General features: G+C 65.4%; 17 protein-coding genes. 9 read left to right on the forward strand and 8 right to left on the reverse strand.

Features of this window, described 5'->3' with window-relative positions; translation table 11 throughout:
- Window positions 1-5: 5 nt before the first annotated feature.
- From IVA75_RS16490 to IVA75_RS16505, 4 genes are read right to left on the reverse strand one after another with little or no spacing between them, the layout of a single operon-like run.
- The gene (locus tag IVA75_RS16490; RefSeq protein ID WP_247290641.1) at window positions 6-1,247 is read right to left on the reverse strand and encodes an ABC transporter substrate-binding protein; all 1,242 of its coding nucleotides are present in this window, start codon (window positions 1,245-1,247) and stop codon (window positions 6-8) included.
- A 22-nt stretch (window positions 1,248-1,269) separates the two neighbouring features.
- Window positions 1,270-3,645 (reverse strand): xanthine dehydrogenase family protein molybdopterin-binding subunit, encoded by a 2,376-nt coding sequence (locus IVA75_RS16495; RefSeq protein WP_247290643.1) that lies wholly within the window; start codon window positions 3,643-3,645, stop codon window positions 1,270-1,272.
- A complete protein-coding gene (locus IVA75_RS16500; protein WP_247290654.1) occupies window positions 3,642-4,166 on the reverse strand; it encodes a (2Fe-2S)-binding protein in 525 nt (174 codons plus the stop codon). The genes IVA75_RS16495 and IVA75_RS16500 overlap by 4 nt, the downstream gene beginning before the upstream one ends.
- A complete protein-coding gene (locus IVA75_RS16505) occupies window positions 4,163-5,023 on the reverse strand; it encodes a xanthine dehydrogenase family protein subunit M (protein WP_247290656.1) in 861 nt (286 codons plus the stop codon). The genes IVA75_RS16500 and IVA75_RS16505 overlap by 4 nt, the downstream gene beginning before the upstream one ends.
- Window positions 5,024-5,277: 254 nt before the next feature.
- On the opposite strand from IVA75_RS16505, the gene IVA75_RS16510 reads away from it, so the two are divergent.
- Window positions 5,278-5,898 (forward strand): TetR/AcrR family transcriptional regulator, encoded by a 621-nt coding sequence (locus tag IVA75_RS16510; protein WP_027566508.1) that lies wholly within the window; start codon window positions 5,278-5,280, stop codon window positions 5,896-5,898.
- Window positions 5,899-5,904: 6 nt separating this feature from the next.
- Here the strand turns inward: IVA75_RS16510 and hutU are convergent, their stop codons facing one another.
- From hutU to hutI, 3 genes are read right to left on the reverse strand one after another with little or no spacing between them, the layout of a single operon-like run.
- Complete coding sequence (gene hutU / locus IVA75_RS16515) at window positions 5,905-7,575, reverse strand: urocanate hydratase (RefSeq protein ID WP_247290658.1); 1,671 nt, start codon at window positions 7,573-7,575, stop codon at window positions 5,905-5,907.
- Between the two features lie 13 nt (window positions 7,576-7,588).
- On the reverse strand, window positions 7,589-9,148 hold the full coding sequence (hutH, locus tag IVA75_RS16520; RefSeq protein WP_247290659.1) for a histidine ammonia-lyase: 1,560 nt from the start codon (window positions 9,146-9,148) through the stop codon (window positions 7,589-7,591).
- Window positions 9,145-10,359 (reverse strand): imidazolonepropionase, encoded by a 1,215-nt coding sequence (hutI, locus tag IVA75_RS16525; protein ID WP_247290661.1) that lies wholly within the window; start codon window positions 10,357-10,359, stop codon window positions 9,145-9,147. Before hutI ends, hutH begins: the two co-directional genes overlap by 4 nt.
- A gap of 84 nt (window positions 10,360-10,443) precedes the next feature.
- Here hutI and IVA75_RS16530 point away from each other — a divergent pair, with 84 nt between their 5' ends.
- The 7 genes from IVA75_RS16530 (at window position 10,444) to IVA75_RS16560 (ending at window position 18,732) form a co-directional block, all read left to right on the forward strand.
- Window positions 10,444-11,802 (forward strand): formimidoylglutamate deiminase, encoded by a 1,359-nt coding sequence (locus IVA75_RS16530; protein WP_247290672.1) that lies wholly within the window; start codon window positions 10,444-10,446, stop codon window positions 11,800-11,802.
- A complete protein-coding gene (gene hutC, locus IVA75_RS16535) occupies window positions 11,799-12,527 on the forward strand; it encodes a histidine utilization repressor (protein WP_027566503.1) in 729 nt (242 codons plus the stop codon). Before IVA75_RS16530 ends, hutC begins: the two co-directional genes overlap by 4 nt.
- Before the next feature lie 105 nt (window positions 12,528-12,632).
- Complete coding sequence (locus IVA75_RS16540) at window positions 12,633-13,577, forward strand: ABC transporter substrate-binding protein (protein WP_247290683.1); 945 nt, start codon at window positions 12,633-12,635, stop codon at window positions 13,575-13,577.
- A gap of 73 nt (window positions 13,578-13,650) precedes the next feature.
- Complete coding sequence (locus tag IVA75_RS16545) at window positions 13,651-14,424, forward strand: ABC transporter permease (protein WP_063995399.1); 774 nt, start codon at window positions 13,651-13,653, stop codon at window positions 14,422-14,424.
- On the forward strand, window positions 14,421-15,206 hold the full coding sequence (locus IVA75_RS16550; RefSeq protein ID WP_247290685.1) for an ABC transporter ATP-binding protein: 786 nt from the start codon (window positions 14,421-14,423) through the stop codon (window positions 15,204-15,206). Before IVA75_RS16545 ends, IVA75_RS16550 begins: the two co-directional genes overlap by 4 nt.
- Window positions 15,199-16,431: a Zn-dependent hydrolase gene (locus tag IVA75_RS16555; RefSeq protein ID WP_247290687.1), complete on the forward strand. Its 1,233-nt coding sequence runs from the start codon at window positions 15,199-15,201 to the stop codon at window positions 16,429-16,431. The genes IVA75_RS16550 and IVA75_RS16555 overlap by 8 nt, the downstream gene beginning before the upstream one ends.
- A 1,161-nt stretch (window positions 16,432-17,592) precedes the next feature.
- Window positions 17,593-18,732 carry an MFS transporter gene (locus tag IVA75_RS16560; RefSeq protein WP_247290688.1) on the forward strand — a complete coding sequence of 380 codons (1,140 nt, stop codon included), beginning with the start codon at window positions 17,593-17,595 and terminating at the stop codon, window positions 18,730-18,732.
- A gap of 6 nt (window positions 18,733-18,738) precedes the next feature.
- Here IVA75_RS16560 and IVA75_RS16565 read toward each other — a convergent pair whose 3' ends face one another.
- Entirely contained in the window at window positions 18,739-19,728 is a 990-nt protein-coding gene (locus IVA75_RS16565) for a tripartite tricarboxylate transporter substrate binding protein (protein ID WP_247290690.1), read from the reverse strand.
- A 296-nt stretch (window positions 19,729-20,024) separates the two neighbouring features.
- On the opposite strand from IVA75_RS16565, the gene IVA75_RS16570 reads away from it, so the two are divergent.
- Window positions 20,025-22,865 (forward strand): winged helix-turn-helix domain-containing protein, encoded by a 2,841-nt coding sequence (locus IVA75_RS16570; RefSeq protein ID WP_247290692.1) that lies wholly within the window; start codon window positions 20,025-20,027, stop codon window positions 22,863-22,865.
- Window positions 22,866-22,877: the final 12 nt, after the last annotated feature.

Consider the following 22,877-nt stretch of genomic DNA (forward strand, 5'->3'; position numbering starts at 1 on the left):
AGGCTTCAGGTCGCGTGGCCCAGCTCGCTGCAACTGCGCAACATGTCGTCGGAGCCAGTGTCGTTGGCGAGAATGGCGAACAGATCGTTGTCGTTGGCCATGGCGGACTTCTTCTTGGACTCCAGCACCAGCACTGGCTGCACCGACTGGTGGTCGCATTTGCGGTAGTGCTGCGGACCCTTGGTCAGGTCGTATTGCAGCTTCTCCAGGGCATCGACCACCTTGTCGGTATCAGTGCCACCCGCGGTCTGCATGGCCGCCAGCAGCGACCCGACGCCGGCATAACCGTAGGCGCCGTAGTCGGTCGGGATGGCGCCGCCATTGGCTGCCTTGAAGGCGGTGTTGAAAGCGGCGGCGGACTTGCTCTGCGTCTCCAGGCCCCAGTAATAGTTGGCGCCGCCGACCACGCCCTCGAACACGTCGGGGCCGACCGCGAGCCGCTGGTTGTGCAGGATCACCGGCACGACGATCTTCATCTGCTGCTTGACGCCGAAGTCCACCGCTTGCTTGATCGCATTGGCCTGGTCACGGCCGAAATTGGAAATGCAGAGCACGTCGGGCCGCAGCGACATCAGGCGCGGCATGAAGGTGGAATAGTCGGCAGCGCCGAACGGATGCAGGATCTCGCCGACGCTATCCGCGCCGATCGCCGCCTGCGCGCGCTTGAAGCCGCGCAGCATCTCATGCCCGTACGCGTAATCTGCGACGAGATGGGCAACCTTCATGCCCTTCTTCAGGGTCTGCCGTGCCACGGCGGCGGTCGTCATGTGCGGGTTCAGCGCCTCGTGGAAGGTGTATTTGCTGAAATCCTTGACCTCGTTGATGGTGTCGGACTGACTGATCGAAACATAGATCACGCCGCGGGCGCGGGTGACTTCGTTGACCGCGAGCTGCACGGCGCTGGAGAGCGCGCCGACCACGGCGTGAACCTTGTCCTTCTCGATCAGCTCCAGCGTACGGGTCGCGGCCTCGCCGGCATTGAGCTTATCGTCGCGCACCAACAGCTCGACCTTGCGGCCGCCGATGCCGCCCTTGTCGTTGGCGAGCTTGACCGCGAGCTCGGCGCATTTGACCTGGTCGCGCGCCTCCGCAGCGAACGGGCCGGTCAGCGGGGTCGGAAAGCCGATGCGGATCGTTTCGTCGGCAGCGCGCCCGAGCCGCGGCATGGCGAGCAGTGCCGCGCTTGCCGAGAGACCGGCGAGCGCGGTGCGGCGGGATATTTTCGAGGTGGAAGCGGACTTGGGCATGATTTCCTCCAATTATCTTTTTCTAGAATCGCTTCAGGGCTTTCAGGATTTTTGTAGGCGTGATCGGGATGGAATTGATCGTTGCATCGAACGGTGCGAGCGCGTCGTTGACGGCGTTCAGCACACAGGCCGACGCCGCCGCCGTGCCCGCCTCACCGCATCCCTTGGCGCCAAGCTCGGTGTCGGCGGTCGGTGTCTCGACATGGGCGATGACGATGTCAGGCATCTCCATCGGCATCGGGACGAGGTAGTCGGCGAGCGAGCCGTTCACGAGCTGGCCGGTCTCGCTGTAGCGACACTCCTCGAACAGCGCCGCGCCCAATCCCTGCACGATGCCACCGCGGAGCTGCTCGTCTACCAGCATCGGATTGATGACCCGGCCACAATCCTCGACGATGAAATGCTTCAACATCTTGATGAAGCCAGTCTCGACGTCCACCTCCAGCGAACAGCCCTGGATGCCGTTGGTGAAGGCGAACGGATAGCCCTGTGGCGCGAAGTGATGGCTCACGGTGAGCTGGGCCTGCGTGCCCGGCGGTAGCGTATCGGAACGGAAATAGGCAATGCGCGCGATCTCAGAGATCGGCATCCGCTGGTTTCGCGTGCCAGCATCGACGACCTCGCCATCGATGATGTCGAGTGCCGATGGCTGCTCCTGGAGGATGAGCGCGGCGATTTCCAGGATATTGCGCCTGAGCGCGCGCGTGGCCTGGAGCGCGGTCTCGCCCCCGATGCCGGCGCCGCGGCAGGCCCAGGTCGCACCGCCATGGGGCGTCACCTCGGTATCGCCGGTGATGACCTTGACGTGCTCCTGCGCGAGGCCGAGCTGGTCTGCCACAATCTGGCTGATGATCGCCTCGGTGCCCTGCCCCTGCTCCGTGACCGAGATCAGGCAGCGCACTTCGCCTGATGGCGTCAGGCTGATGATCGCACCGTCCTGCGAGGAGATACGAGCTCCGCCAACGCCATAGAACGCCGGACTTGGATTAGTGATCTCGACAAAGGCCGCGATGCCGATCCCGCGATAGATGCCGCCCTTGCGCAACTCCGCCTGCTCGGCGCGCAGCCCGTCATAATCCATCATCTCGTGCAGCCGCTTCAGGCAGGCCTGATGCGACAACGCCTCGAAACGGTAGCCGGTCGGCGAGGTCTGCGGATAGGCATCATCGGCGATGACATTCTGCGCTCGGATCGCCAAGGGATCGAGACCGAGCTTCGCCGCGGCCATGTCGACCAGCCGCTCGGTGACGGCGCAGGCGATGGGATGGCCGACCGCGCGATACTGGCTGGTCTGCACCTTGTTCTGGAAGAGCACTTCGAGCGTCGCGCGGTAGTTCTTGAAGCGATAGGGCGCGCCGATCAGGCGGATGACCTGGTTGCCCTCCACCACGCTTGTACGCGGATAGGTCGAAAACGCCCCGATTGCGGTCAGGTCCAGCACGTCCATCGCAAGGATCTCGCCCTTGGCATCAAGCGCCATCCGGGCGCGGACGCGGTGGTCGCGGGCATGGATGTCGGAGACGAACGATTCGATGCGGTCGGCGACGTATTTGACGGGACGGCCGAGCAGGATCGAGAGGCCGACCACGGCCATGTCCTCATGATAGACATGCAGCTTCATCCCGAAGGAGCCGCCGATGTCGGTCGCGATCACGCGAACGCGGGCCTCCGGAATGCCGAAGTGGCGCGAATAGAGATCCTGGAACTGATACGGCGTCTGTGTCGCGTGATGCACGGTGAGCATCTCGGCCGAAGGATCGTAATCGGAAACGATGGCGCGCGGCTCCAGCGTCACCGCGGTATGGCGGCCGAAGGACAACTCCTCCTCCACCACGTGGGCCGCATGCGCAAAGGCGTCGTCGACGCTGCCGTTGTCGAGCTGGCTGCGGAAGCAGACATTGTTGGCACTGCCAGGATTGATCAGCGGCCCGCCGCTCTCACGCGCGCTATCGATATCGGCGACGATCGGAAGGTCTTCGTAGTCGATCTCGATCAGTTCCAGCGCATCCTCGGCGATCGCACGGCTCTCGGCAACGACTGCAACCACCGCCTGCCCGGCCCAGACCACGCGGTCGAGCGGCAGCGGTAATTGCGGTGCCGAGATCATCCCCTTGAAATGGTCGAGCGTGCCGGTCCAGGGCGAGCAGATCTTGGCGAGATCGGCACCGGTCGCAACGAGATGCACGCCTTCGAGCGCGCTCGCCCGCCCGGCATCGATCGAGATGATCTTCGCATGCGCGTGCGGGCTGCGCAGGAACGCGGCATACAGCATCCGCGGCAGCCTGAGATCGCTGACATAGCGCCCGCGCCCGGCGAGCAGCCGCTTGGCGTTCGGGCGCGGCACGGAGCGGCCGATATAGGAATTCGGGCGATCCAGTGAGGTCAGCGGCGCGCTCATGTCACGCCTCCGCTTTCGCTGCGGGCTTTTGCCACCGCGTCGATGGCATCTACGATGGCTTCATAGCCGGTGCAGCGGCAGTAATTGCCCGACAGCGCGTCACGAATGTCCTTGCGGCTTGGCCGCGTCACCTGCGAGAGGAGTTCGTGCGCGTTGACCAGCATGCCCGGCGTGCAAAAGCCGCATTGCAGAGCGTTGCGGCGGTGGAATTCAGCCTGGAGGTCGGCGATCACGCCGCTCTCCGTGAGACCTTCGATCGTATCGATCCTGGCGCCGTCAGCCTGCACCGCGAACATCAGACAGGCGTGCACGGCTTTGCCGTCGAGCTGGACGAGACACGCGCCGCAGGCGCCCATCTCGCAGCCGGCATGCGTGCCTGTCAGCTCGAGCGCGTTGCGCAGGCAATCGACCAGCGTCTCGCGCGGCGCGACCTCACAGGCCACCTTGCGGCCGTTGACGGTGAAGCGAACGCGCACGGTCTCGTCCGCATCATCCAGGAGGGATCCGTCGAAGCCGCTCATCCGCCCGCTCCGAGACGTCCGAGCATGCGTCCGAGCAATACGCGGGCAAGATGCAGCCGCATCGCCGGCGGCACCTCGTCGCTATCCGGTGGCGTCAGATCACCTTCGAGCGCGGCCTGCGCGGCGGCGATGCGTTCGGTGCCAAGGCTCGAGCCGATGAGCGTAGCCTCCGTTCCCTTCACCCGCGTCGGCGTATTGCCGACAGAAAAGAACGAGATCCTTATGTCATCGATGCGCTCGCCGGTGCAGGTTGCGAGCATGCCGCAACCGACCAGGGCATAGTCCCCGCGCCGCCGGGCCAATTCGTCAAACGCAAAGCGCTGATCGGCCTTGAACAGCGGGACGAAGACCGCGGTGATGAGCTCGCCGGGCTGCAAAGCCGTCTCGAACAGGTCGACGAAGAAGTCGTCGGCCTTGACGCGCCGGCTGCCCGAAGGGCCGACAATCTCGATCTCGACATCGAGCGCCAGCGTCATCGCCGGAAATTCGGAAGCCGGGTCGGCCTGCGCGACACTGCCGCCGAACGTGCCGCGGTTGCGGATCGCGGGATGGGCGACGAAGGGCGCAGCCGCATGCAACAGCGGCGCGAATTCGGCGATCAGCGGCTCGCTCAGCATCTCGCAATGGCGCGTCAACGCACCGATGCGCAAATATCCGCCCTCACGCCTGACGCCACGCAGCTCGGAGATATGAGTGATGTCGATCAGCAGCCGCGGCGCCTGCAGCCGCAGCGACAACGCCGGCACGAGGCTCTGGCCGCCGGCAATGAAACGCGCATCGTCGCCGGCGCGCGCGTGAGCATCCAACGCCTGGTCGATCGTCGCAGCGCGAAAATAGCTGAAAGCCCTCGCCTTCACCGCCGTTTCCTCGGATTCCTCGGCTCATCAGCCGGGACGCCAGATTTGTAACCATCTGGTCTCAAAATCCTGACACGCCATCGGAAGTCGGTCAACAGGAAATGACCATTTGGTTACAAATGCGCGTTGGGCTATGAAGACGACGGGACGTGCGATTCAGCGACGAAATGGCCCGCAAAGCGCAGAAAACGGCGAAGCGACCGGTCCGGAAGCGGTCCGAGACAGGCAGCAAGTCCGCGCCAAAGCGCCGCAACATGCGTGCGGCCGACCGCGAGCGCGCCATCCTGGACGAGGCAATCCGATTCTTTGCCGAGCGCGGCTTCGAGGGGCAGACGCGCGAGCTCGCCAAGCGCCTGGGAATCACGCATTCGGCGATCTACCGCCACTTCCCGAGCAAGGAAGCGCTGATCGAGCGTGTCTACCAAGAGGTTTATCTCAGCCGCTGGTCGCCCGATTGGGGTCCGATGATCCGCGACCGCTCGCTATCGCTCGAGGCCCGGCTGACGCGCTTTTATCTCGACTATGTCGAACGCGTGTTCGAATACAATTGGGTGCGGATCTTCGTCTTCTCCGGCATGAAGTCGTTCGGCATCACCGGCCGCTATCTCGACATCATCAGGCGCGAGATCATCGAGCCGGCGGCCGGCGAACTGCGCCACGACCTGAAACTGCCCGAAGCAAAGACACTTCCGCTCGGCGAGCGCGAGACCGAGCTGTTCTGGGGCCTGCACGGCCGCATTTTCTATCTCGCGATCCGCAAATTCATCTACGCGACGCCAATCCCGGCAGATCTCGACGCGATCGTTCGCGATGCCGTCCAGACCTTCATGGACGGTGCGAAGACCACGATGCCGAGGCTCCTGGCGCGCGACTGAGCCTGGCTACGTCGCCAGGCTCGGCAGATCGAGCCCTTTTTCGCGGGCGCATTCGATCGCGGTCTCGTAACCCGCGTCAGCGTGGCGCATGACGCCGCTGGCAGGGTCGTTCCAGAGCACGCGCGCGATGCGCTTCGCCGCTTCCGGCGTACCGTCGGCGACGATCACCATGCCGCCATGCTGGGAATAGCCGATGCCGACGCCGCCGCCGTGATGCAGCGACACCCAGGTCGCGCCGCTGGCGCAATTGAGCAGCGCGTTGAGCAAGGGCCAGTCGGACACAGCGTCCGAACCGTCCTTCATCGCTTCGGTTTCGCGGTTGGGGCTCGCCACCGAGCCGCTGTCGAGATGGTCGCGCCCGATCACGATTGGTGCCTTCAATTCGCCACGCGCCACCATCTCGTTGAAGGCAAGGCCCAGGCGATCGCGATCGCCGAGCCCGACCCAGCAGATCCGCGCCGGCAGGCCCTGGAACTTGATGCGCTCCCTGGCCATGTCGAGCCAATTGTGCAGGTGCTTGTCGTCAGGCATCAGCTCCTTGACCTTGGCGTCGGTCTTGAAGATGTCCTCGGGATCGCCCGACAGCGCGGCCCAGCGGAACGGCCCGACGCCGCGGCAGAACAAGGGACGGATATAGGCGGGGACGAAGCCGGGAAAATCGAAGGCGTTCTTCAGGCCCATGTCCTGCGCCATCTGGCGGATGTTGTTGCCGTAGTCGAGCGTCGGAATGCCCTGCGCATGGAAATCCAGCATGGCCTGGACGTGCTCGACCATCGAGGTCTTCGAGGCGCGCTCCACGGCCTTGGGGTCGGCGGCGCGCTTGGTTTCCCACTCGGCGAGTGTCCAGCCCTTCGGCAAATAGCCGTTGATCGGATCGTGCGCGCTGGTCTGATCGGTGACGATGTCGGGCCTGACACCGCGGCGGACCAGCTCGGGAAAAATCTCCGCGGCGTTGCCGAGCAGGCCGACCGAGATGGCCTTCATCGTCTTCGTCGCCTCCGCCATGATCGCAAGCGCCTCGTCGAGCGTCGCGGCCTGTCGATCGAGATAACCGGTGCGCAGACGCATCTCGATGCGGCTCGGCTGGCATTCGACCGCCAGCATCGAAGCCCCGGCCATGGTCGCAGCCAACGGCTGCGCGCCGCCCATGCCGCCGAGACCGGCGGTCAGAATCCATTTGCCGGCAAGGCTGCCGCCATAGTGGCGGCGGCCAACTTCAACGAAGGTTTCGTAGGTGCCCTGCACAATGCCCTGGCTGCCGATATAGATCCAGGAACCGGCCGTCATCTGGCCGTACATCATCAGGCCCTTTCGATCGAGCTCGTTGAAATGGTCGAGCGTCGCCCAGTGCGGCACAATGTTGGAGTTGGCGATCAGGACACGCGGCGCGTCGGCATGGGTGCGGAACACACCGACCGGCTTGCCGGACTGGACCAGCAGCGTCTGGTCATCTTCAAGCTCGCGCAGCGAAGCAACGATCCGGTCAAAGCTCTCCCAGTCGCGCGCAGCGCGGCCGATGCCGCCATACACCACGAGCTCGCTCGGACGTTCTGCAACGTCGGGATCGAGATTGTTCATGAGCATGCGCAGGGGCGCTTCCGTCAACCAGCTCTTGGCGCTGATTTCGCTGCCGCGGGGTGCGCGGATGGTGCGGTCATTGTCCAGTCGGCGGTTCATGCGGAACACCTCGTCAGGCAAGTGTCGGAAACGGGTCGGTTGAAAGCACGGCGAGCGCCGCAGCCGGCAGCGCGTCGGCCTCGACCAGCGCTGCAGCCTTGGAGAGATCGCCGGCCATGTAGCGGTCGGCGCCGAGCGGCGGCACCTTCTCGCGAAGTGTGGCGATGACGGCAGCGAGCGGCGCGCTGGTTGCGTGCGGCGCGCGCAGCGTGATGCCCTGGGCGGCGACCAGCAGCTCGATGCCCAGGATGGTGGCGAGATTGTCGGCCATGTCCGACAGCCTCCGCGCAGCATGCGCGGCCATCGAGACATGGTCTTCCTGGTTGGCACTGGTCGGGGTCGAGTCGATCGAGCAGGCGGCGGCGCGCTGCTTGTTCTCGGCATAGAGCGCGGCCGCCGTCACTTCGGCGATCATGAATCCGGAATTGATACCGGGATCGGGAGTGAGGAACGGCGGCAGGCCGAAATTGAGCGCGGGATCGACCAGCGTCGCGATGCGCCGCTCGCTGATCGCACCGATTTCCGACAGCGCGAGCGCGATGGTATCCGCGGCAAAAGCCACCGGTTCGGCATGGAAGTTGCCGCCGGAGACGATCTCGCCGGTCTCGACCAGCACGAGCGGATTGTCGGTGACGGCATTGGCCTCGACGACAAGCGTCCGCGCCGCCTGCACGATCAGGTCGAGCGCCGCGCCCGCAACCTGCGGCTGGCAGCGCAGGCAATAGGGATCCTGCACGCGCTCGTCGCCTTCGAGATGCGACAGGCGGATGTCGCTGCCGTCGAGCAGCGCCATCAGGGTTGCCGCAGCCGCGGCCTGTCCGGAATGGCCGCGCAGCGACTGGATCTCGGGGCGGAACGGCGCCGTCGAGGCCATCGCCGCATCGACCGACAGCGCGCCGGTGACCAGCGCAGCGCGAGCCATGCGAAATGCGCGCAGCACGCCGGAGACGGCGTAGGCGGTGGAGAATTGCGTGCCGTTGATCAGCGCGAGCCCTTCCTTGGGACCGAGCGTCAGTGGCGGCAGGCCGGCGGCCGCGAGCGCCTCGCTGCCCGACACCGTCGTGCCGTCGACGATCGCCTGCCCTTCGCCGATCATCACAGCGGTCATATGCGCGAGCGGCGCGAGATCGCCGGAAGCACCGACCGAACCTTGCTGCGGCACCAGCGGTGAGACGCGCCGCGCCAGCATGGCCTGCAGCTGCTCGATCACCCCGCGGCGCACGCCGGAGGCGCCGCGCCCGAGGGAGATGATCTTCAGCGCCATCATCAGGCGGACGATCGGTTCGGGCGTCGCCGCACCGACGCCGCAGCAATGCGAGACGATAAGATTGCGCTGGAGCAGCGCGGTCTGATCGGGCGGGATGCGCTTCGACGCCAGCTTCCCGAAGCCGGTGTTGATGCCGTAGACGGGAGCATCCGCTCGCGCGGCCCTTGCTACGATCTCCGCGGCCGCGTCGACGCGCGGCCAGAACGAGGGATCGAGAACGACAGATGCGCCTTCGAGCACGCGCGCGAGATCATCGAGGCTGACCGTTCCCGGCTTGACAACGATCGGCGCGCGCGGCTCCGTCACTGTCCCCTCCACACCCGGCGGTGCAGCGGATTGAAGCCGATGCGGTAGACCAGCTCGGCAGGGCGCTCGATGTGCCAGATCGCAAGGTCGCACCATTTGCCGGCCTCGAGGGTGCCGATATCATGGAGCACGCCGAGCGCTCGCGCGCCTTCGCGAGTGACACCGGCAAGGCACTCGGTCACATTCATCCGGAACAGCGTCGCGCCCATGTTCATGGCGAGCAGGAGCGATGTCAGCGGCGAGCTGCCCGGATTGCAGTCGGTCGCCAGCGCCATGGCAACGCCGTGCTTGCGGAATGCCTCGACCGGCGGTTTTTGCGTCTCGCGGATGAAGTAGAAGGCGCCGGGCAGCAGCACGGCCACCGTTTCAGCTTTTGCCATCGCCGCTGCACCGGCTTCGTCGGTGTGCTCGAGGTGATCGGCCGAGAGCGCCGAGAATTTTGCGGCGAGCGCAGCGCCGCCGAGGTTCGAGAGCTGGTCGGCATGCAGCTTGACCGGCAGGCCAAGCCGCCTCGCTGCCTCGAACACCCGCGTCGTCTGCTCGCCGGAAAATGCGATACCTTCCATGAAGGCATCGACCGCATCGGCGAGGCCCGCCTTCGCGACCGCAGGCAACATCTCCCTGCAGACGAGATCGATGTAGCGATCCTTGTCGCCATCGGCCTCTGGCGGCAGCGCATGCGCGCCAAGAAACGACGTGCGGATCGCGACCGGCCGCTGTCGGCCCAGAGTGCGCGCGGCGGCCAGCTGCCGCATCTCGGTCTCGGTGTCCAAGCCGTAGCCGGACTTGATCTCGACCGTGGTGGCACCCTCAGCAATCAGCGCATCGAGCCGCGGCAGCGCGAGTGCTACGAGCTCGGCCTCGCTTGCCTTGCGCGTCGCGGCCACTGTCGAGACGATACCGCCGCCGGCCCGCGCGATCTCCTCGTAGCTCGCGCCCTTCAGGCGCAGCTCGAATTCATGAGCGCGGTTGCCGCCATAGACCAGATGCGTGTGGCAATCGACGAGACCGGGCGTGATCCAACGCCCTTCGCAATCGATGCGTTCGGCTGTATCGGCATTCGCCGGAAAATCGGTCTGCGCACCCGCATAGACGATACGGCCGGCGCGCGAGGCGATCACGCCGTGCTCGATCTCCCCGAGATCGGGACGGTCGGCCCGCATCGTGGCGAGCCGGGCGTTATGCCAGATCCGGTCGAAGCGTTCTGCCATGCAACTGTCCCTTCGCGTGGGATGCTTGACTTATATGTCTAGACATATAATCGTGTCGCGGTTCTGTCCAGCCGGCATGGAAACATGACACGACTGCATTTCGCCTCCGCGCTCCTGCCCTCGGGCTGGGCCAATGACGTGCAGGTGGTGATCACCGCCGGCGCGATCGCCGAGGTGACGCCGGATGTGGCCCCGGCCGACGGCGACGAACGCCACCAAATCGCGCTTCCGGGACTTGCTAGCCTGCACAGCCACGCCTTCCAGCGCGGCATGGCGGGTCTCGCAGAACTGCGCGGCGATAGCACCGAGACTTTCTGGACCTGGCGCGAGACGATGTACCGCTTCGCGCTGGCGATGACGCCTGACGATGTCGCGGCGGTCGCGACACTGCTTTATGTCGAGATGTTGGAGCAGGGTTTTACCCGCGTCGGCGAATTCCATTATCTGCATCACGATCGCGACGGCTCGCCATACGCCGACATCGGCGAAATGGCCGCACGCATCGCGCAGGCCGCCGAAGCCTCGGGTATTGCGCTGACGTTGCTGCCGAGTTTTTATGCGCATGGCTCATTTGGCGGCGCAGCACCGCATGCCGGCCAGCGCCGCTTCATCTGCACGGTTGATCAGTTCGCCGCGCTGGTGAGCGCCTCGCGCAAGGCGCTCGCAACATTGCCGGGTGCCAACATCGGCGTCGCGCCGCACAGTTTGCGCGCTGTGACGCCGGCCGAGCTTGCGGCAATCCTTCCGCTCGCGGACGGCGGCCCGGTCCATATTCATGCCGCCGAGCAGGTGAAGGAAGTCGAGGATTGCCTGGCCTGGTCCGGACGACGTCCGGTGCAATGGTTGCTGGAGCACGCGCCCGTCGATCAACGCTGGTGCCTCATTCACGCCACCCATACGACGAATGAGGAACTGGCCGCCCTCGCCAAGACCGGCGCGGTCGCCGGCCTCTGCCCCGTTACCGAGGCGAGCCTTGGCGATGGCATTTTCCCGGCTCGCGAATTCGTCGGTGCCGGCGGTGCCTTTGGCATCGGCACGGATTCCAACGTGCTGGTCGGCGTCGCCGACGAGCTGCGCCAGCTGGAATATGGCCAACGGCTCAAGCACCGCGAGCGCAACGTGCTCTCCGCCGGCGCGGGGCGCTCGACGGGACGCACGCTGTTCGATCATGCGCTTGCAGGCGGCGCGCGGGCACTGGCACAGATGTCAGTCGGTCTCACATCCGGTGCGCGCGCCGACATCGTCACGCTCGACACCACGCATCCCTCGCTGGCGGGGCGCGCGCGCGACGCCGCCATCGACGGCTGGATCTTTGCCGCGGGCAGCGGTGCGATCGATTGCGTTTGGGCCGGCGGCGACAAGGTCGTCGAGGGCGGCCGGCACAGACTGCGCCAGGCCGCGCGCGAACACTTCAACACATCGGTGCGGAGGCTCGTTGCATGAGTCTCGCTACTGATACACCGGACCAGCCGACGCTCTACAAACGGATTCGCGCCGATATCGAGAAGCGCATCCTGACCGGCGAGTGGCCGCCCGGGCATCGCATCCCGTTCGAGCACGAGCTGGTGGCGCGTTACGGCTGCTCGCGCATGACCGTGAACAAGGCGCTGTCGGAGCTCGCGCAAGCCGACCTGATCGAGCGACGGCGACGTGCCGGCTCCTTCGTCCGCCGGCCGCAACATCAGTCTGCCGTGCTCAAGATCGCCGACATGCGCGCCGAGATCACCGCGCTCGGGCGCGCTTACGGTTACGAGCTGATCGGTCGCAAGCTCCGCGCCGCGACCGCGGCCGACCGTGACCGCCTCGGTGTCAAGAAGGCCGGCAGGGTGGTCGCGATCACCTGCCGCCACAGCGCCGACGACGTACCTTTCGCCGTCGAGGACAGGTTGATCGATCTCGCGTCGGTGCCGGACGCAGCGACCGCGGATTTTTCGCGTGAGCCACCCGGCTCGTGGCTGCTTCACCATGTTCCATGGACAGAGGCCGAGCATACGATCAGCGCTATCGTCGCGGACGATCGCACGGCGGAGGCGCTCGACATCGCCGTCGGCGCACCCTGCCTCGTGATCGACCGCTATACCTGGCGCAGCGCGCGCACGATTACCGCGGTGCGGCTGCTCTATCCCGGTGACTCTCACCGCCTTGTCGCCCGATTCAAGGGAGGCTGAGGGGACGTGTCGGCACAAATCGTGCAACGCTTCGGGCAACGGTCCATGAGGACCGACCGAGATCAACAGGACGTCAATCCATCGATCGGCAAGAGGACGACAATCATGCGTAGTTCAAAAGTATTTGCGACAATCATTGCCCTCGCAGCTTCCACCCCGGTGCTCGCCGACGACGTCAAGGTCGGCGTCGGCATCTCCGGATGGACCGGCTTCGCGCCGCTGACGCTGGCGAAGGAAGCCGGCATCTTCAAGAAGAACGGCCTCGAGGTCACCATCAAGAAGATTCCGCAGAAGGATCGCCATCTCGCAATCGCCTCCGGTGACGTCCAGTGCGCGGCAACGACCGTGGAGACCTGGATCTCCTGGAACGCCAACGGCGTCGCGACCAAGCAGATCTTCCAGCTCGACAAGAGCTACGGCGCCGACGGCATGGCCGTGCGCAACGAGCTCGCCGCGATCAAGGATCTGAAGGGCAAGACGGTTGCGGCTTCCGCGCCCGGTACCTCGCCCTATTTCGCGCTGGCCTGGATGCTGAAGAAGAACGGCTTGTCGGTAAAGGACGTCACCGTCGTCAATCTCGAGCCGGCCGCGGCCGCGCAGGCCTTCGTCTCCGGCCAGAACGATGCCGCGATGACCTATGAGCCGTATCTGTCGACGGTTCGTGCCGCCCCCGACAAGGGCAAGATCATCGCGACCACGCTCGACTATCCGATGGTCATGGACACGTTCGGCTGCACGCCGAAATTCCTCACCGAGAACCCGAAGGCCGCCAAGGCGCTCGCCGACAGCTATTTCGAGGCCCTCGACATGATCGCCAAGGACCAGGCCAAGGCCTACGAGATCATGGGCGCCGACGTGAAGCAGAGCGGCGAGGCGTTCGGCAACTCGGCGAAGTATCTGCGCTGGCAGGACAAGGCCGCGAACCAGAAATTCTTCGCCGGCGACTTCCTGACCTTCAACAAGGAGGCCGCCGACCTCCTGCTGGAGATCGGGATCATCAAGGCCGCGCCGAAGGTCGAGGATCTCTTCGACGCCAGCTACATCAAGTAAGCCTCCCAGGAACCGCCGGCCCCGTCTCGCGGCGGGGCCGGTAAACTTATTCACCGCCCGGATAGACAGTTTGATGCGTCCCCTCGATCCCGTGACGTCAAGGCAGCGCGTGGCTTACGGCCTTGCGTTCTTCGTAGTGTTCGTTGCCCTCTGGTCCTGGGCGACCTTCGGCGGCCACGTGTCGAAAGTATTCCTCGCCAACCCGCTGACCATGGTGCAGGAAGGCGTCGATCTGATCATCAAACAGGGCTTCCTGTTCGACATCGGCATGACGATCTGGCGCGTCGTCGGCGGCTTCGTGCTGGCCGCACTCATCGCGGTGCCGTTCGGCGTGCTGATGGGCGCGTACAAGCCGGTCGAGGCGTTCCTCGAACCGTTCGTCTCCTTTGCGCGCTATCTGCCAGCCTCCGCCTTCATTCCCCTCCTGATCCTGTGGGCCGGCATCGGCGAGCTGCAGAAGCTGCTCGTCATCTTCATCGGCTCGGTGTTCCAGATCATCCTGATGATCGCGGTCACCGTCGGCACGACGCGGCGCGACCTGGTCGAGGCGGCCTATACACTGGGGGCCAGCGACCGCGGCATCATCCGCCGCGTGCTGTTGCCCTCCTCCGCGCCTGAGATCGCCGAGATCCTGCGGCTGGTGCTGGGCTGGGCCTGGACCTATGTCATCGTCGCTGAACTGATCGGCTCCTCCTCCGGCATCGGCCACATGATCACCGACAGCCAGGCGCTGCTCAACACCGGCCAGATCATCTTCGGCATCATCGTGATCGGGCTGATCGGCCTGGTCTCGGACTTCCTGTTCAAGGCGTTCAACGCTTGGCTGTTTCCCTGGAGGCTCGCATGACGATCCTCAAGATCGAACAGGTCTCGCGAACCTTTCCCGCGCGCCACGGCAACGCCCCGACCAGGGCGCTGGAGCCGACCGATCTTGTGATCGGCAACAACGACTTCGTCACCATCCTCGGCCCTTCCGGCTGCGGCAAGTCCACGCTGCTTCGCATCGTCGCCGGCCTCGATCGCCCGACCGGCGGACGTGTGGTGCTCGACGGACGCGAGGTGACCAGCCCCGGCGCCGATCGCGGCATGGTGTTCCAGTCCTACACGTTGTTTCCCTGGCTGACAGTGCGCGAGAACATCGCCTTCGGCCTGCGCGAGCGCGGCGTGTCCGAGGTGGAGCGCAACAAGGTCGCCGATGGCTTCATCCGCCAGGTCGGTCTGTCCGGCTTCGAGAACCATTGGCCGAAACAGCTCTCCGGCGGCATGCAGCAGCGCACCGCGATCGCGCGCGCGCTCGGCAATGATCCCAAGATCCTGCTGCTCGACGAGCCCTTCGGCGCGCTCGACAACCAGACGCGCGCCCTGATGCAGGAAATGCTGCTCGGGATCTGGGAGCGCGACCAGAAGACCGTGCTGTTCGTGACCCACGACATCGAGGAAGCGATCTTCCTCGGCAGCCGCGTCATCGTCATGAGCGCACGTCCCGGCCGCATCAAAGCCGAGATCAACGTGGGCCTGCCGCATCCGCGCTCCTACAAGATCAAGACCACGCCCGAATTCGTCCAGTTGAAGGAACGGCTGGTCGAGGAGATCCGCACCGAGGCGTTGAAGGTTGCCGAACATGCCTGACACCTTTTCACGCGCAAACGGCGAGCGCGTTCTCGCCGATCTCAATGCGCTCCGTGCCATCGGCGCCTACAAGACCGGCGTGCACAAACCGACCTTCTCCGAACCGCACAAGCTTTCGCTGGATTGGCTGGTGCGGAAGCTGCCCGACGCGGGCCTCTCCGCCGCGATCGACGGCATCGGCAATGTCTTCGGCACCAGCGCAAAGGCGGGACCCAAGCTGCTCGCGGGATCGCATCTCGAAAGCCAGAACTACGCCGGCTGGCTCGACGGCCCGCTCGGTGTCGTCTACGCGCTCGAAGCGGCGCGCGTGCTCAATGCCGATCCCTCGCTCGAAGGCGCGGTCGAGATTGCCGCCTGGTGCGACGAGGAAGGACACTTTGGGCACTTCCTCGGTTCGCGCTCCTATGTCGGGCAAGTGAGCGAGGCCGACATTGATGCCGCACGCGACCGCACCAGCGGCCGCACCATGCGGGACGCACTCGCCGACATGGGGCTCGCAGGACGACCGCGCATCACCGCCGAGCCGGGCCGGCACGTCGGATATCTGGAAGCCCATATCGAGCAGGGCGACACGCTCGAAAGCGGTCGCCTTGCGGTCGGCGTCGTCACCTCCATCGTCGGCATCTGGCAATACCAGATCAATTTCGTCGGTGAGCAGAATCACGCCGGCACCACCCGCATGGCTGCACGGAAGGATGCCGGGCTGGCGCTGGCAAAGTTCTGCGTCGCCATCGACGAGCGTTTTCCCGAGAGCTGCGGTCCGCGCACGGTCTGGACCACCGGCCGCATCACGCTCGATCCGGGCGCGCCGAGCATCATTCCGGGTGGCGCCGAAATGCTGTTCCAGATCCGCGACGACGATCCTTCCGTCATCGCCCGGTTGGAAGAGCTGCTGCGGAGCATGGCGGACGAGGCCAGTGCGAAGGGTCCCTGCACCGTCACCGTGGAAAAACTGCGCACCGGCGCGCCGGCCATGATGAAGGCAGGCATCCAGGACGCGATCGAAGCCGCGAGCAAGACTCTGGCCGGCGGACGATCCATTCGCATGCCCAGCGGTGCCGGCCATGATGCGCAGATGCTGGCGACAATCATGCCCGCGGGCATGCTGTTCGTACCGTCGATCGGCGGCATCAGCCATCACTGGACCGAGAACACCGCCGACGTCGACATCGTCACCGGCGCCCAGGTGTTCGTCGAAGCTTGCCGGAGGATACTCAGCGGCTAGAACGCCGCCCCACTCTCGTGTCCCGGAAGCGCTGCAACGCACCGTCGAAGAGACGCTGCGCTGCGTCCGGCACGAGAACGGAGTGTGGCGCACACTCTCTCCACATCGTCATTGCGAGCGCAGCGACTTGTCCGCCGAAGCTTTAGCGAAGGCGGAAGCAATCCAGAATCCCTCCGCGGCGGCAGATTGGATTGCTTCGCTGCGCTCGCAATGACGAAGCAAGGGGCCAGCATCCTCATCCTCCAAATGCAGGCTCGATCTGCAGACACGCCTTCGCATCCTCGCGGCGCGTTTCGCCCGAGCTTTGCTTCGTCACTCCACCCTCAAATCCAAGAGGGCGCAGGGAAGGCCGGGTGCCGGCTGGCACCCGCGGTCCGCTGCGCGAAGATGTAGCGCAAGGAAACCGCACAGCAGCATACAGGCGGTGCCAATCACTCGGCCTTCCCTGCGCGATGGTTGGACGGCTTATGCCGTGCTCTCCCGGGAGCCGAGTTCCTGCTGGCCTCCCTCGCCTTCGCGGAAGTCACCGACATCGCGCCGGTTGACGCCAATGCCGCATCCGCAAGAGCTTGACCGTAGCAACGACGGCCAGGACCACACGGTTTTGCCGTACGCACGGCCCGCCATTTTGCCACCGGTTTCGACGACGTTGTGCACGTTGCCGCCGACCTGATGACGAGACGAAGCCCTAGCAGCGCCGCTCGTCGGCACGAAGTTTGGGCTCACGGAGAGCAATCCGCCCTGCCCTTGGCCTCTCGTACCCGAACGCTGCCGCGTCCACCGCAAGCCCGGCTCGCGAACGTGACGACCACAAGATCGCCCCTCAAGGATGAGCCGGGATGGGCGACATATACGCCAAAACCGAATTTCGGTAAAGTGGAATATTTTTGCGCGGTGGGATTGACAGGAGGGCGACACAGAGGCGGTCGTGTAGCCCGGATGGAGCGCAAGCGTAATCCGGGACGGTGCCGAATGCGCGCGAGCGGCTCCGGATTGCGCTGCGCTCCATCCGGGCTACGAAGCCTCACTCCTTTGTTCGCACTGGCGTTCCGTCCGCCCAGGGCCGCCTGCGACAAATTCGAGTCCGCCGCGGACATAAAGACGCAACAATTGCGAGGCTTGTCGATCGCCCCCGCCCTAATTCTCCTCCCCGGAGTTCCCATGTCTTCTGCCGACAAGCCGGCGACACGCCTTGCGACCAGGCTTGCCTTCCTCGTCGCGGGCTTCGGCATCGCGTGCTGGGCACCGCTGGTGCCGTTCGCGAAGGCGCGGCTCGCCGTCGACGACGGCATCCTCGGACTGCTCCTGCTCAGCCTTGGCATCGGCTCGGTCATCGCGATGGTTCTGACCGGCTTGCTGAGCGCGCGCTATGGCAGCAAGCCGATCATCATTGCGGGCGGGCTCGGTCTTGCCTTGGTCCTGCCTCTGCTGACAATCGCGAGCTCGCCGGCGACGCTGGCGCTGGCACTCCTCGCATTCGGTGCCGCGCTCGGTTCTATCGACGTCGCCATGAACATCCAGGCGGTGGAGGTGGAGCGCGCCGCGGGACGTCCGCTGATGTCCGGCTTCCACGCGCTGTTCAGCATCGGCGGCTTCGCCGGGGCCGCACTCATGACCGCACTGCTCTCGCTGCAACTCGGCGCGCTCGCTTGCACGCTGATCTGCTCCGTCCTGATGCTGATCGCGATGCTGGTGGCCTGGCCGCGGCTGCTTCGCTCCGTGCAGGTGCAGGAGGGACCGCTGTTCGTGCTGCCGCATGGCGCCGTGCTCCTGCTCGCACTGCTTTGCGCCATCACCTTCCTGGTCGAAGGCGCGATGCTCGATTGGGGCGCGTTGCTCGTCATCGGCGCGGGCCTCGTCTCCGAAGCGCAAGGCGGGATTGGCTATATCGTGTTCTCGGTCGCGATGACGATCGGGCGGCTCGGCGGCGACGCCGTCGTCGCGCGCATCGGAGACCGCACCACATTGTTCTGGGGCAGCCTGATTGCGATCGCGGGTTTCGTGGTCCTGCTCACGGCTCCCGTCGTGGCGGTGGCTGTGGCCGGCTTCCTGCTCATCGGCCTCGGCGCATCGAACCTCGTGCCGGTGCTGTTCCGCCGGGCGGCGAGACAGACGGTGATGCCCACGGGGCTCGCCGTCGCGGCGATCACGACCGCCGGCTACGCCGGCGTTCTCGTCGGCCCCGCCGGTGTCGGCTTCGTCGCACGTCTTGGCGGATTGCCGGTCGCGTTCTGGCTCCTGGCCGCGCTGATGGGCCTCGTCACGCTGACGGCGCGCATTGTTACGCGCGCCGACGGCTGAGCGGCCTCACAAATTGCTCAGCCCGATCGATTTGATCAGGGGCGCGAGGCTCGCGGATGTGGCCTCGACGATGCGCTGGAATTTGTCCGGGCTTGAATCGTTGTCCGGCTCCATGCCCTGGGCGCGATAGCTCGCCAGAAGCGCCGTATCGGCCATGGCGAGCCGCGTCGCCTGCGCAATCCGGTCGATGATCGCATCGCCGGTGTCCTTGGGTGCGAACAGACCGAACCAGCCCTCATACCGGATGCCGGGCATGCCGGATTCGACGGCGGTAGGGATCTCGGGCGCGCCGCTCAGCCGCGTTTCGGTGGTGACCGCCAGCAGTCTGACTTTCCCCGCTTGAGCCAACTGCTGCAATTGAACGGACATGACGGCAATGACGAGCGATATCTGGCCGCTGACGAGATCGTTGGTCGCCTGCGCGATGCCCCGATAGGGCACGTGGACGATGTCCAGCGCACCGGCCTGCTGCTTGAAGGACTCGCCGACCAGATGGTTTCCGGTGGCGATCCCCGGCGTGCCATAGGACAGCTTTCCCGGATTGGCTTTCGCATAGGTGATCAACTCGCGCAGGTTTGCGGCGGGCACCGAAGGATTGATGGCGAAAACCAGCGCGCTGTTGATCAGGCGGTAGATGGCGCGGAAATCGCCAACGGAATATCCGGGATTCGCCGACGTCAAGGGAATGATGACCTGCGTGCTGCCGTTGCCGAGCAGCAGCGAATAGCCGTCGGGCTCCTCGCGCGCGACCGCCGCGGTCCCGATGGCGCCGCCCGCGCCGCCGATATATTCGACGAAGGTCGGCCCCAGCAGCGACGGCATCCTGTCCACCCAGGGGCGCGCGATCTGGTCGCCCGATCCGCCGGCTCCGTAGGGAATCACCAGGCGAATGGGACGAGACGGATAGTCGGCGGCTTGTCCGCTGCAGGGAAGCGCGGCGAGCGCCGCCGCGCTTGTCAACGCGTGCACGAATTGTCGCCGCGTGAAAGAGGTCATGCTGGAAATTCCGGAAGTCGGCAGTCAATGTGGTGGCGGGACCGGCTCCCGGACCATGCCATCGCAGCAATCCGGCACCACAGTCAATGCTCCATCCGGACGAACCCCGGTGTCATCGCATTGTCACGTCGGCCTAACTCTTTACTTTCCAAGCATAATTTCGCGAGCGAGCCGACCCAAGCCGTCCACGCAGGGCTGCCAGCCCTGCCCACTGCTTTCGGCCAGTTTACTGTACGCCTCGTTCTGGTAGACCAAAAACTAATACCTTTTGACTCCCTTCGAGGGGGCGATGGCGCGTGCCAGATCGTAGCGAAGACTCGGCCATTTCCTTTGGGCCATTTCGACTGTTTCCGAAGTCCCGGCTCTTGGAGAAGGAGGGCTCGCCGCTTCATGTCGGCGGCCGCGCGCTCGACATTCTCATCTTCCTTGCCGGACGCCCAGGAGAAGTCGTCGACAAGAGAGAGCTGGTCAAGCGCATCTGGGCCGGCGTCAATGTCGACGAGGGCAGCCTGCGCTTCCACGTGGCGGCGCTGCGCAAGGCGCTCGGCGACACCGGCAAGTCGGCCCGTTACGTCGTCAACGTGCCGGGCCGAGGCTATTGTTTTGTCGCCTCGTTCGCTCAAGCAGCTCTGCCGGCCGCCCCGCTCCCGGCCGAAACCGCCCCTCCCCGCTCCCTGCCCGCTCAGCTCACAAGGATGGTCGGCCGGGAAGATGTCATCGAGAAGATCTCGAACGGACTTTCGCTCTATCGCTTCATGACCGTCGTCGGCCCGGGCGGCATCGGCAAGACCTCGGTCGCCGTCACCGTCGGGCATCGCCGTTCCCAGGATTTCGACGGGCGAGTCTTCTTTGTCGATTTCGGTCCGCTGAGGGACGCCAGCCACATCGCGACCACCATTGCTTCGGCGCTCGGACTGACAATCAGCGCGGAGGATCCGACGCCGGCTCTGCTGACGTTTCTGAAGACCGGCCCGGCCCTGCTGATCTTCGACAGTTGCGAACATGTGTTGGATCAATTGGCGCCGCTGGTCGAGCACATCGTTCGCGAGGCACCGCAGCTTCGTGTTCTCGCAACCAGCCGCGAATCGTTCCGCAGCGAAGGCGAGCGGATTTTCCGGCTGTTCCCGCTGGATTGTCCGCCCGAGCGCGAAGGGCTTGCTGTCGACGAGGTCCTTGCCTATCCCGCGGCTCAACTCTTTGTGGACCGCATTGCGCAGAGCTCGGGCCCGTTCCAGCTCAGCGCAGAGGAGGCGCCCCTCGTCGCGAGCATCTGCCGGCGCCTCGACGGCATCGCGCTGGCGATCGAGCTCGCGGCGGGCCGCGTCAATGCTTACGGCATCGCCGGCACGGCATCCCTGCTCGACAGCCGCTTTTCGCTGCAATGGCGGGGCCGGCGTACCGCCGTGCCGCGGCACCAGACGCTCGCTGCGGCTCTCGACTGGAGCTACGACCTTCTGCCTCCCGTGGAGAGCGCCACGCTGCGACGCCTGTCGGTCTTCGCCGGGCCTTTCGCGCCGGAGGCGGCTGCCGCGGTCGCGTCCGGTGACGGACTCAATGCATCCGAGACTCTCGAAGCAATCGACAGCCTGGTGACCAAGTCGCTTATTTCGCCGTCCGGCTCGCGCACGCTGCGCTATCGGCTGCTCGACACCACGCGCACCTATGCATACGGAAAACTCAACGAGCTCGGCGAAGCCAGGCAGTTCGCGCGGCGTCATGCCGAGCATTTTCGCGATTTATTCCAGCGCGCGGAGGCGGATATTTCGACGCCGCTGCCCGAATGGCTGAGCATCTATGGCGCGGAGCTGGACAATGTGCGTGCGGCGTTGGACTGGGCCTTCGGCCCCGACGGCGAGGCGAGACTCGGTATCGCGCTGACGGCGGCCGCGGTCACGCTGTGGGTGCGTCTTTCGCTGTTCGCGGAGTGCCGTGAGCGCAGCAGAACGGCGCTCGCGGCGCTCGGAGACACCGCCGACGATAACCGCATCCGCATGCAGCTGCTGTCGGCGCTCGGCTGGTCGCTGATGTATGGCGAGGGCCGCGCGCGCGAGGCGCGGCCGATCCTCGAGACGACCCTTGAGCTTGCTGACAGGCTCGACGACAAGGATTTCCGGCTGCGCGCGCTCTGGGGCTTGTGCATCGACCAGTTCAACAACGGACAGTTCGGCAAGGCCCGTGCGCTCGCCGATCGCTTTGCGAACGCGGCCGCGAACTCGCCCGACAAGACCGATGTCATGCTGGGCGACCGGCTGATGGCCGTGGCGCTGCACTATCTCGGGGATCAGAACGAGGCTCGGCTGCGCATCGAGCGGGTCAATGCATCGCTGCATGTGTTGGCGGAGAAGCCGAAAATCTTTCCGCTCGATCTGAGAATCTCGACGCAATATTTTCGGGCTCGCATCCTGTGGCTTCAGGGCCTGGCCGATCAGGCTCAGGCCCTTACCGCCAGAAACATCGAGGAAGGCCGGGCCAACGGCCACGCACTGACCTTCTGCAGCGTGCTTGGACAAGCCGCCTGCCCGATCGCCTTCTGGTCCGGCGATTTCGACGCTGCGGAACGTCACGGCGCCGAGTTGCTCGAACACACCGAGCGCCACGCGATCCGGCTGTGGGGCCTGTGGGCGCGGGCCTTCAATGCCGCGGTCATGGTCAAGCGCGGCGACGTCACGACCGGGTTGCCGCTGCTGCGTGAGGAGCTCAATCGCGCCGGCGATGCGCGCTTCCTGCCGCGCTTTCTGCCCCTGCTCGGCGAGCTCGCCGCGTGTTCCGGAGAGGCCGACCAGGTCGATCGCGGGCTCGACGTGATCGAGGATGTCCTGACCCGCTGCAACGACCGGCAGGAGCTCTGGTATCTACCGGAGCTGATCCGCATCAAGGGAGAGTTGATGCTCAGGAGCACTCGGCGTTCGGAAGACGCCGAGGCGCACTTTCGCGAGGCCATGGACATTGCCGTCCAGCAAGGCGCGCGCTTCTGGGAGCTGCGAAGCGCGGTCAGCCTGGCGCGGTTCATGATTGGGGCTGGCCAGACCACGGAAGCCTTGGCAATTCTGGAACGCGCATGCGGGCCTTTCAAAGAGGGCGCCGGCATCGCCGAGATCCGTAGCGCCCACGATTTGATCGAGCAGCTCCGGGCTTGACGAGTCGGCTGA

The organism is Bradyrhizobium sp. 134, from assembly GCF_023074155.1.
Taxonomy (GTDB): domain Bacteria; phylum Pseudomonadota; class Alphaproteobacteria; order Rhizobiales; family Xanthobacteraceae; genus Bradyrhizobium.

Bases quoted from the DNA above. Each gene is read 5' to 3' on its own strand.
- IVA75_RS16490 (WP_247290641.1), bottom strand. From the start codon at position 1,247: ATGCCCAAGTCCGCTTCCACCTCGAAAATATCCCGCCGCACCGCGCTC.
- IVA75_RS16495 (WP_247290643.1), bottom strand. From the start codon at position 3,645: ATGAGCGCGCCGCTGACCTCACTGGATCGCCCGAATTCCTATATCGGC.
- IVA75_RS16500 (WP_247290654.1), bottom strand. From the start codon at position 4,166: ATGAGCGGCTTCGACGGATCCCTCCTGGATGATGCGGACGAGACCGTG.
- IVA75_RS16510 (WP_027566508.1), top strand. From the start codon at position 5,278: ATGCGTGCGGCCGACCGCGAGCGCGCCATCCTGGACGAGGCAATCCGA.
- hutU (WP_247290658.1), bottom strand. From the start codon at position 7,575: ATGAACCGCCGACTGGACAATGACCGCACCATCCGCGCACCCCGCGGC.
- hutI (WP_247290661.1), bottom strand. From the start codon at position 10,359: ATGGCAGAACGCTTCGACCGGATCTGGCATAACGCCCGGCTCGCCACG.
- IVA75_RS16530 (WP_247290672.1), top strand. From the start codon at position 10,444: ATGACACGACTGCATTTCGCCTCCGCGCTCCTGCCCTCGGGCTGGGCC.
- hutC (WP_027566503.1), top strand. From the start codon at position 11,799: ATGAGTCTCGCTACTGATACACCGGACCAGCCGACGCTCTACAAACGG.
- IVA75_RS16540 (WP_247290683.1), top strand. From the start codon at position 12,633: ATGCGTAGTTCAAAAGTATTTGCGACAATCATTGCCCTCGCAGCTTCC.
- IVA75_RS16545 (WP_063995399.1), top strand. From the start codon at position 13,651: ATGCGTCCCCTCGATCCCGTGACGTCAAGGCAGCGCGTGGCTTACGGC.
- IVA75_RS16550 (WP_247290685.1), top strand. From the start codon at position 14,421: ATGACGATCCTCAAGATCGAACAGGTCTCGCGAACCTTTCCCGCGCGC.
- IVA75_RS16555 (WP_247290687.1), top strand. From the start codon at position 15,199: ATGCCTGACACCTTTTCACGCGCAAACGGCGAGCGCGTTCTCGCCGAT.
- IVA75_RS16560 (WP_247290688.1), top strand. From the start codon at position 17,593: ATGTCTTCTGCCGACAAGCCGGCGACACGCCTTGCGACCAGGCTTGCC.
- IVA75_RS16565 (WP_247290690.1), bottom strand. From the start codon at position 19,728: ATGACCTCTTTCACGCGGCGACAATTCGTGCACGCGTTGACAAGCGCG.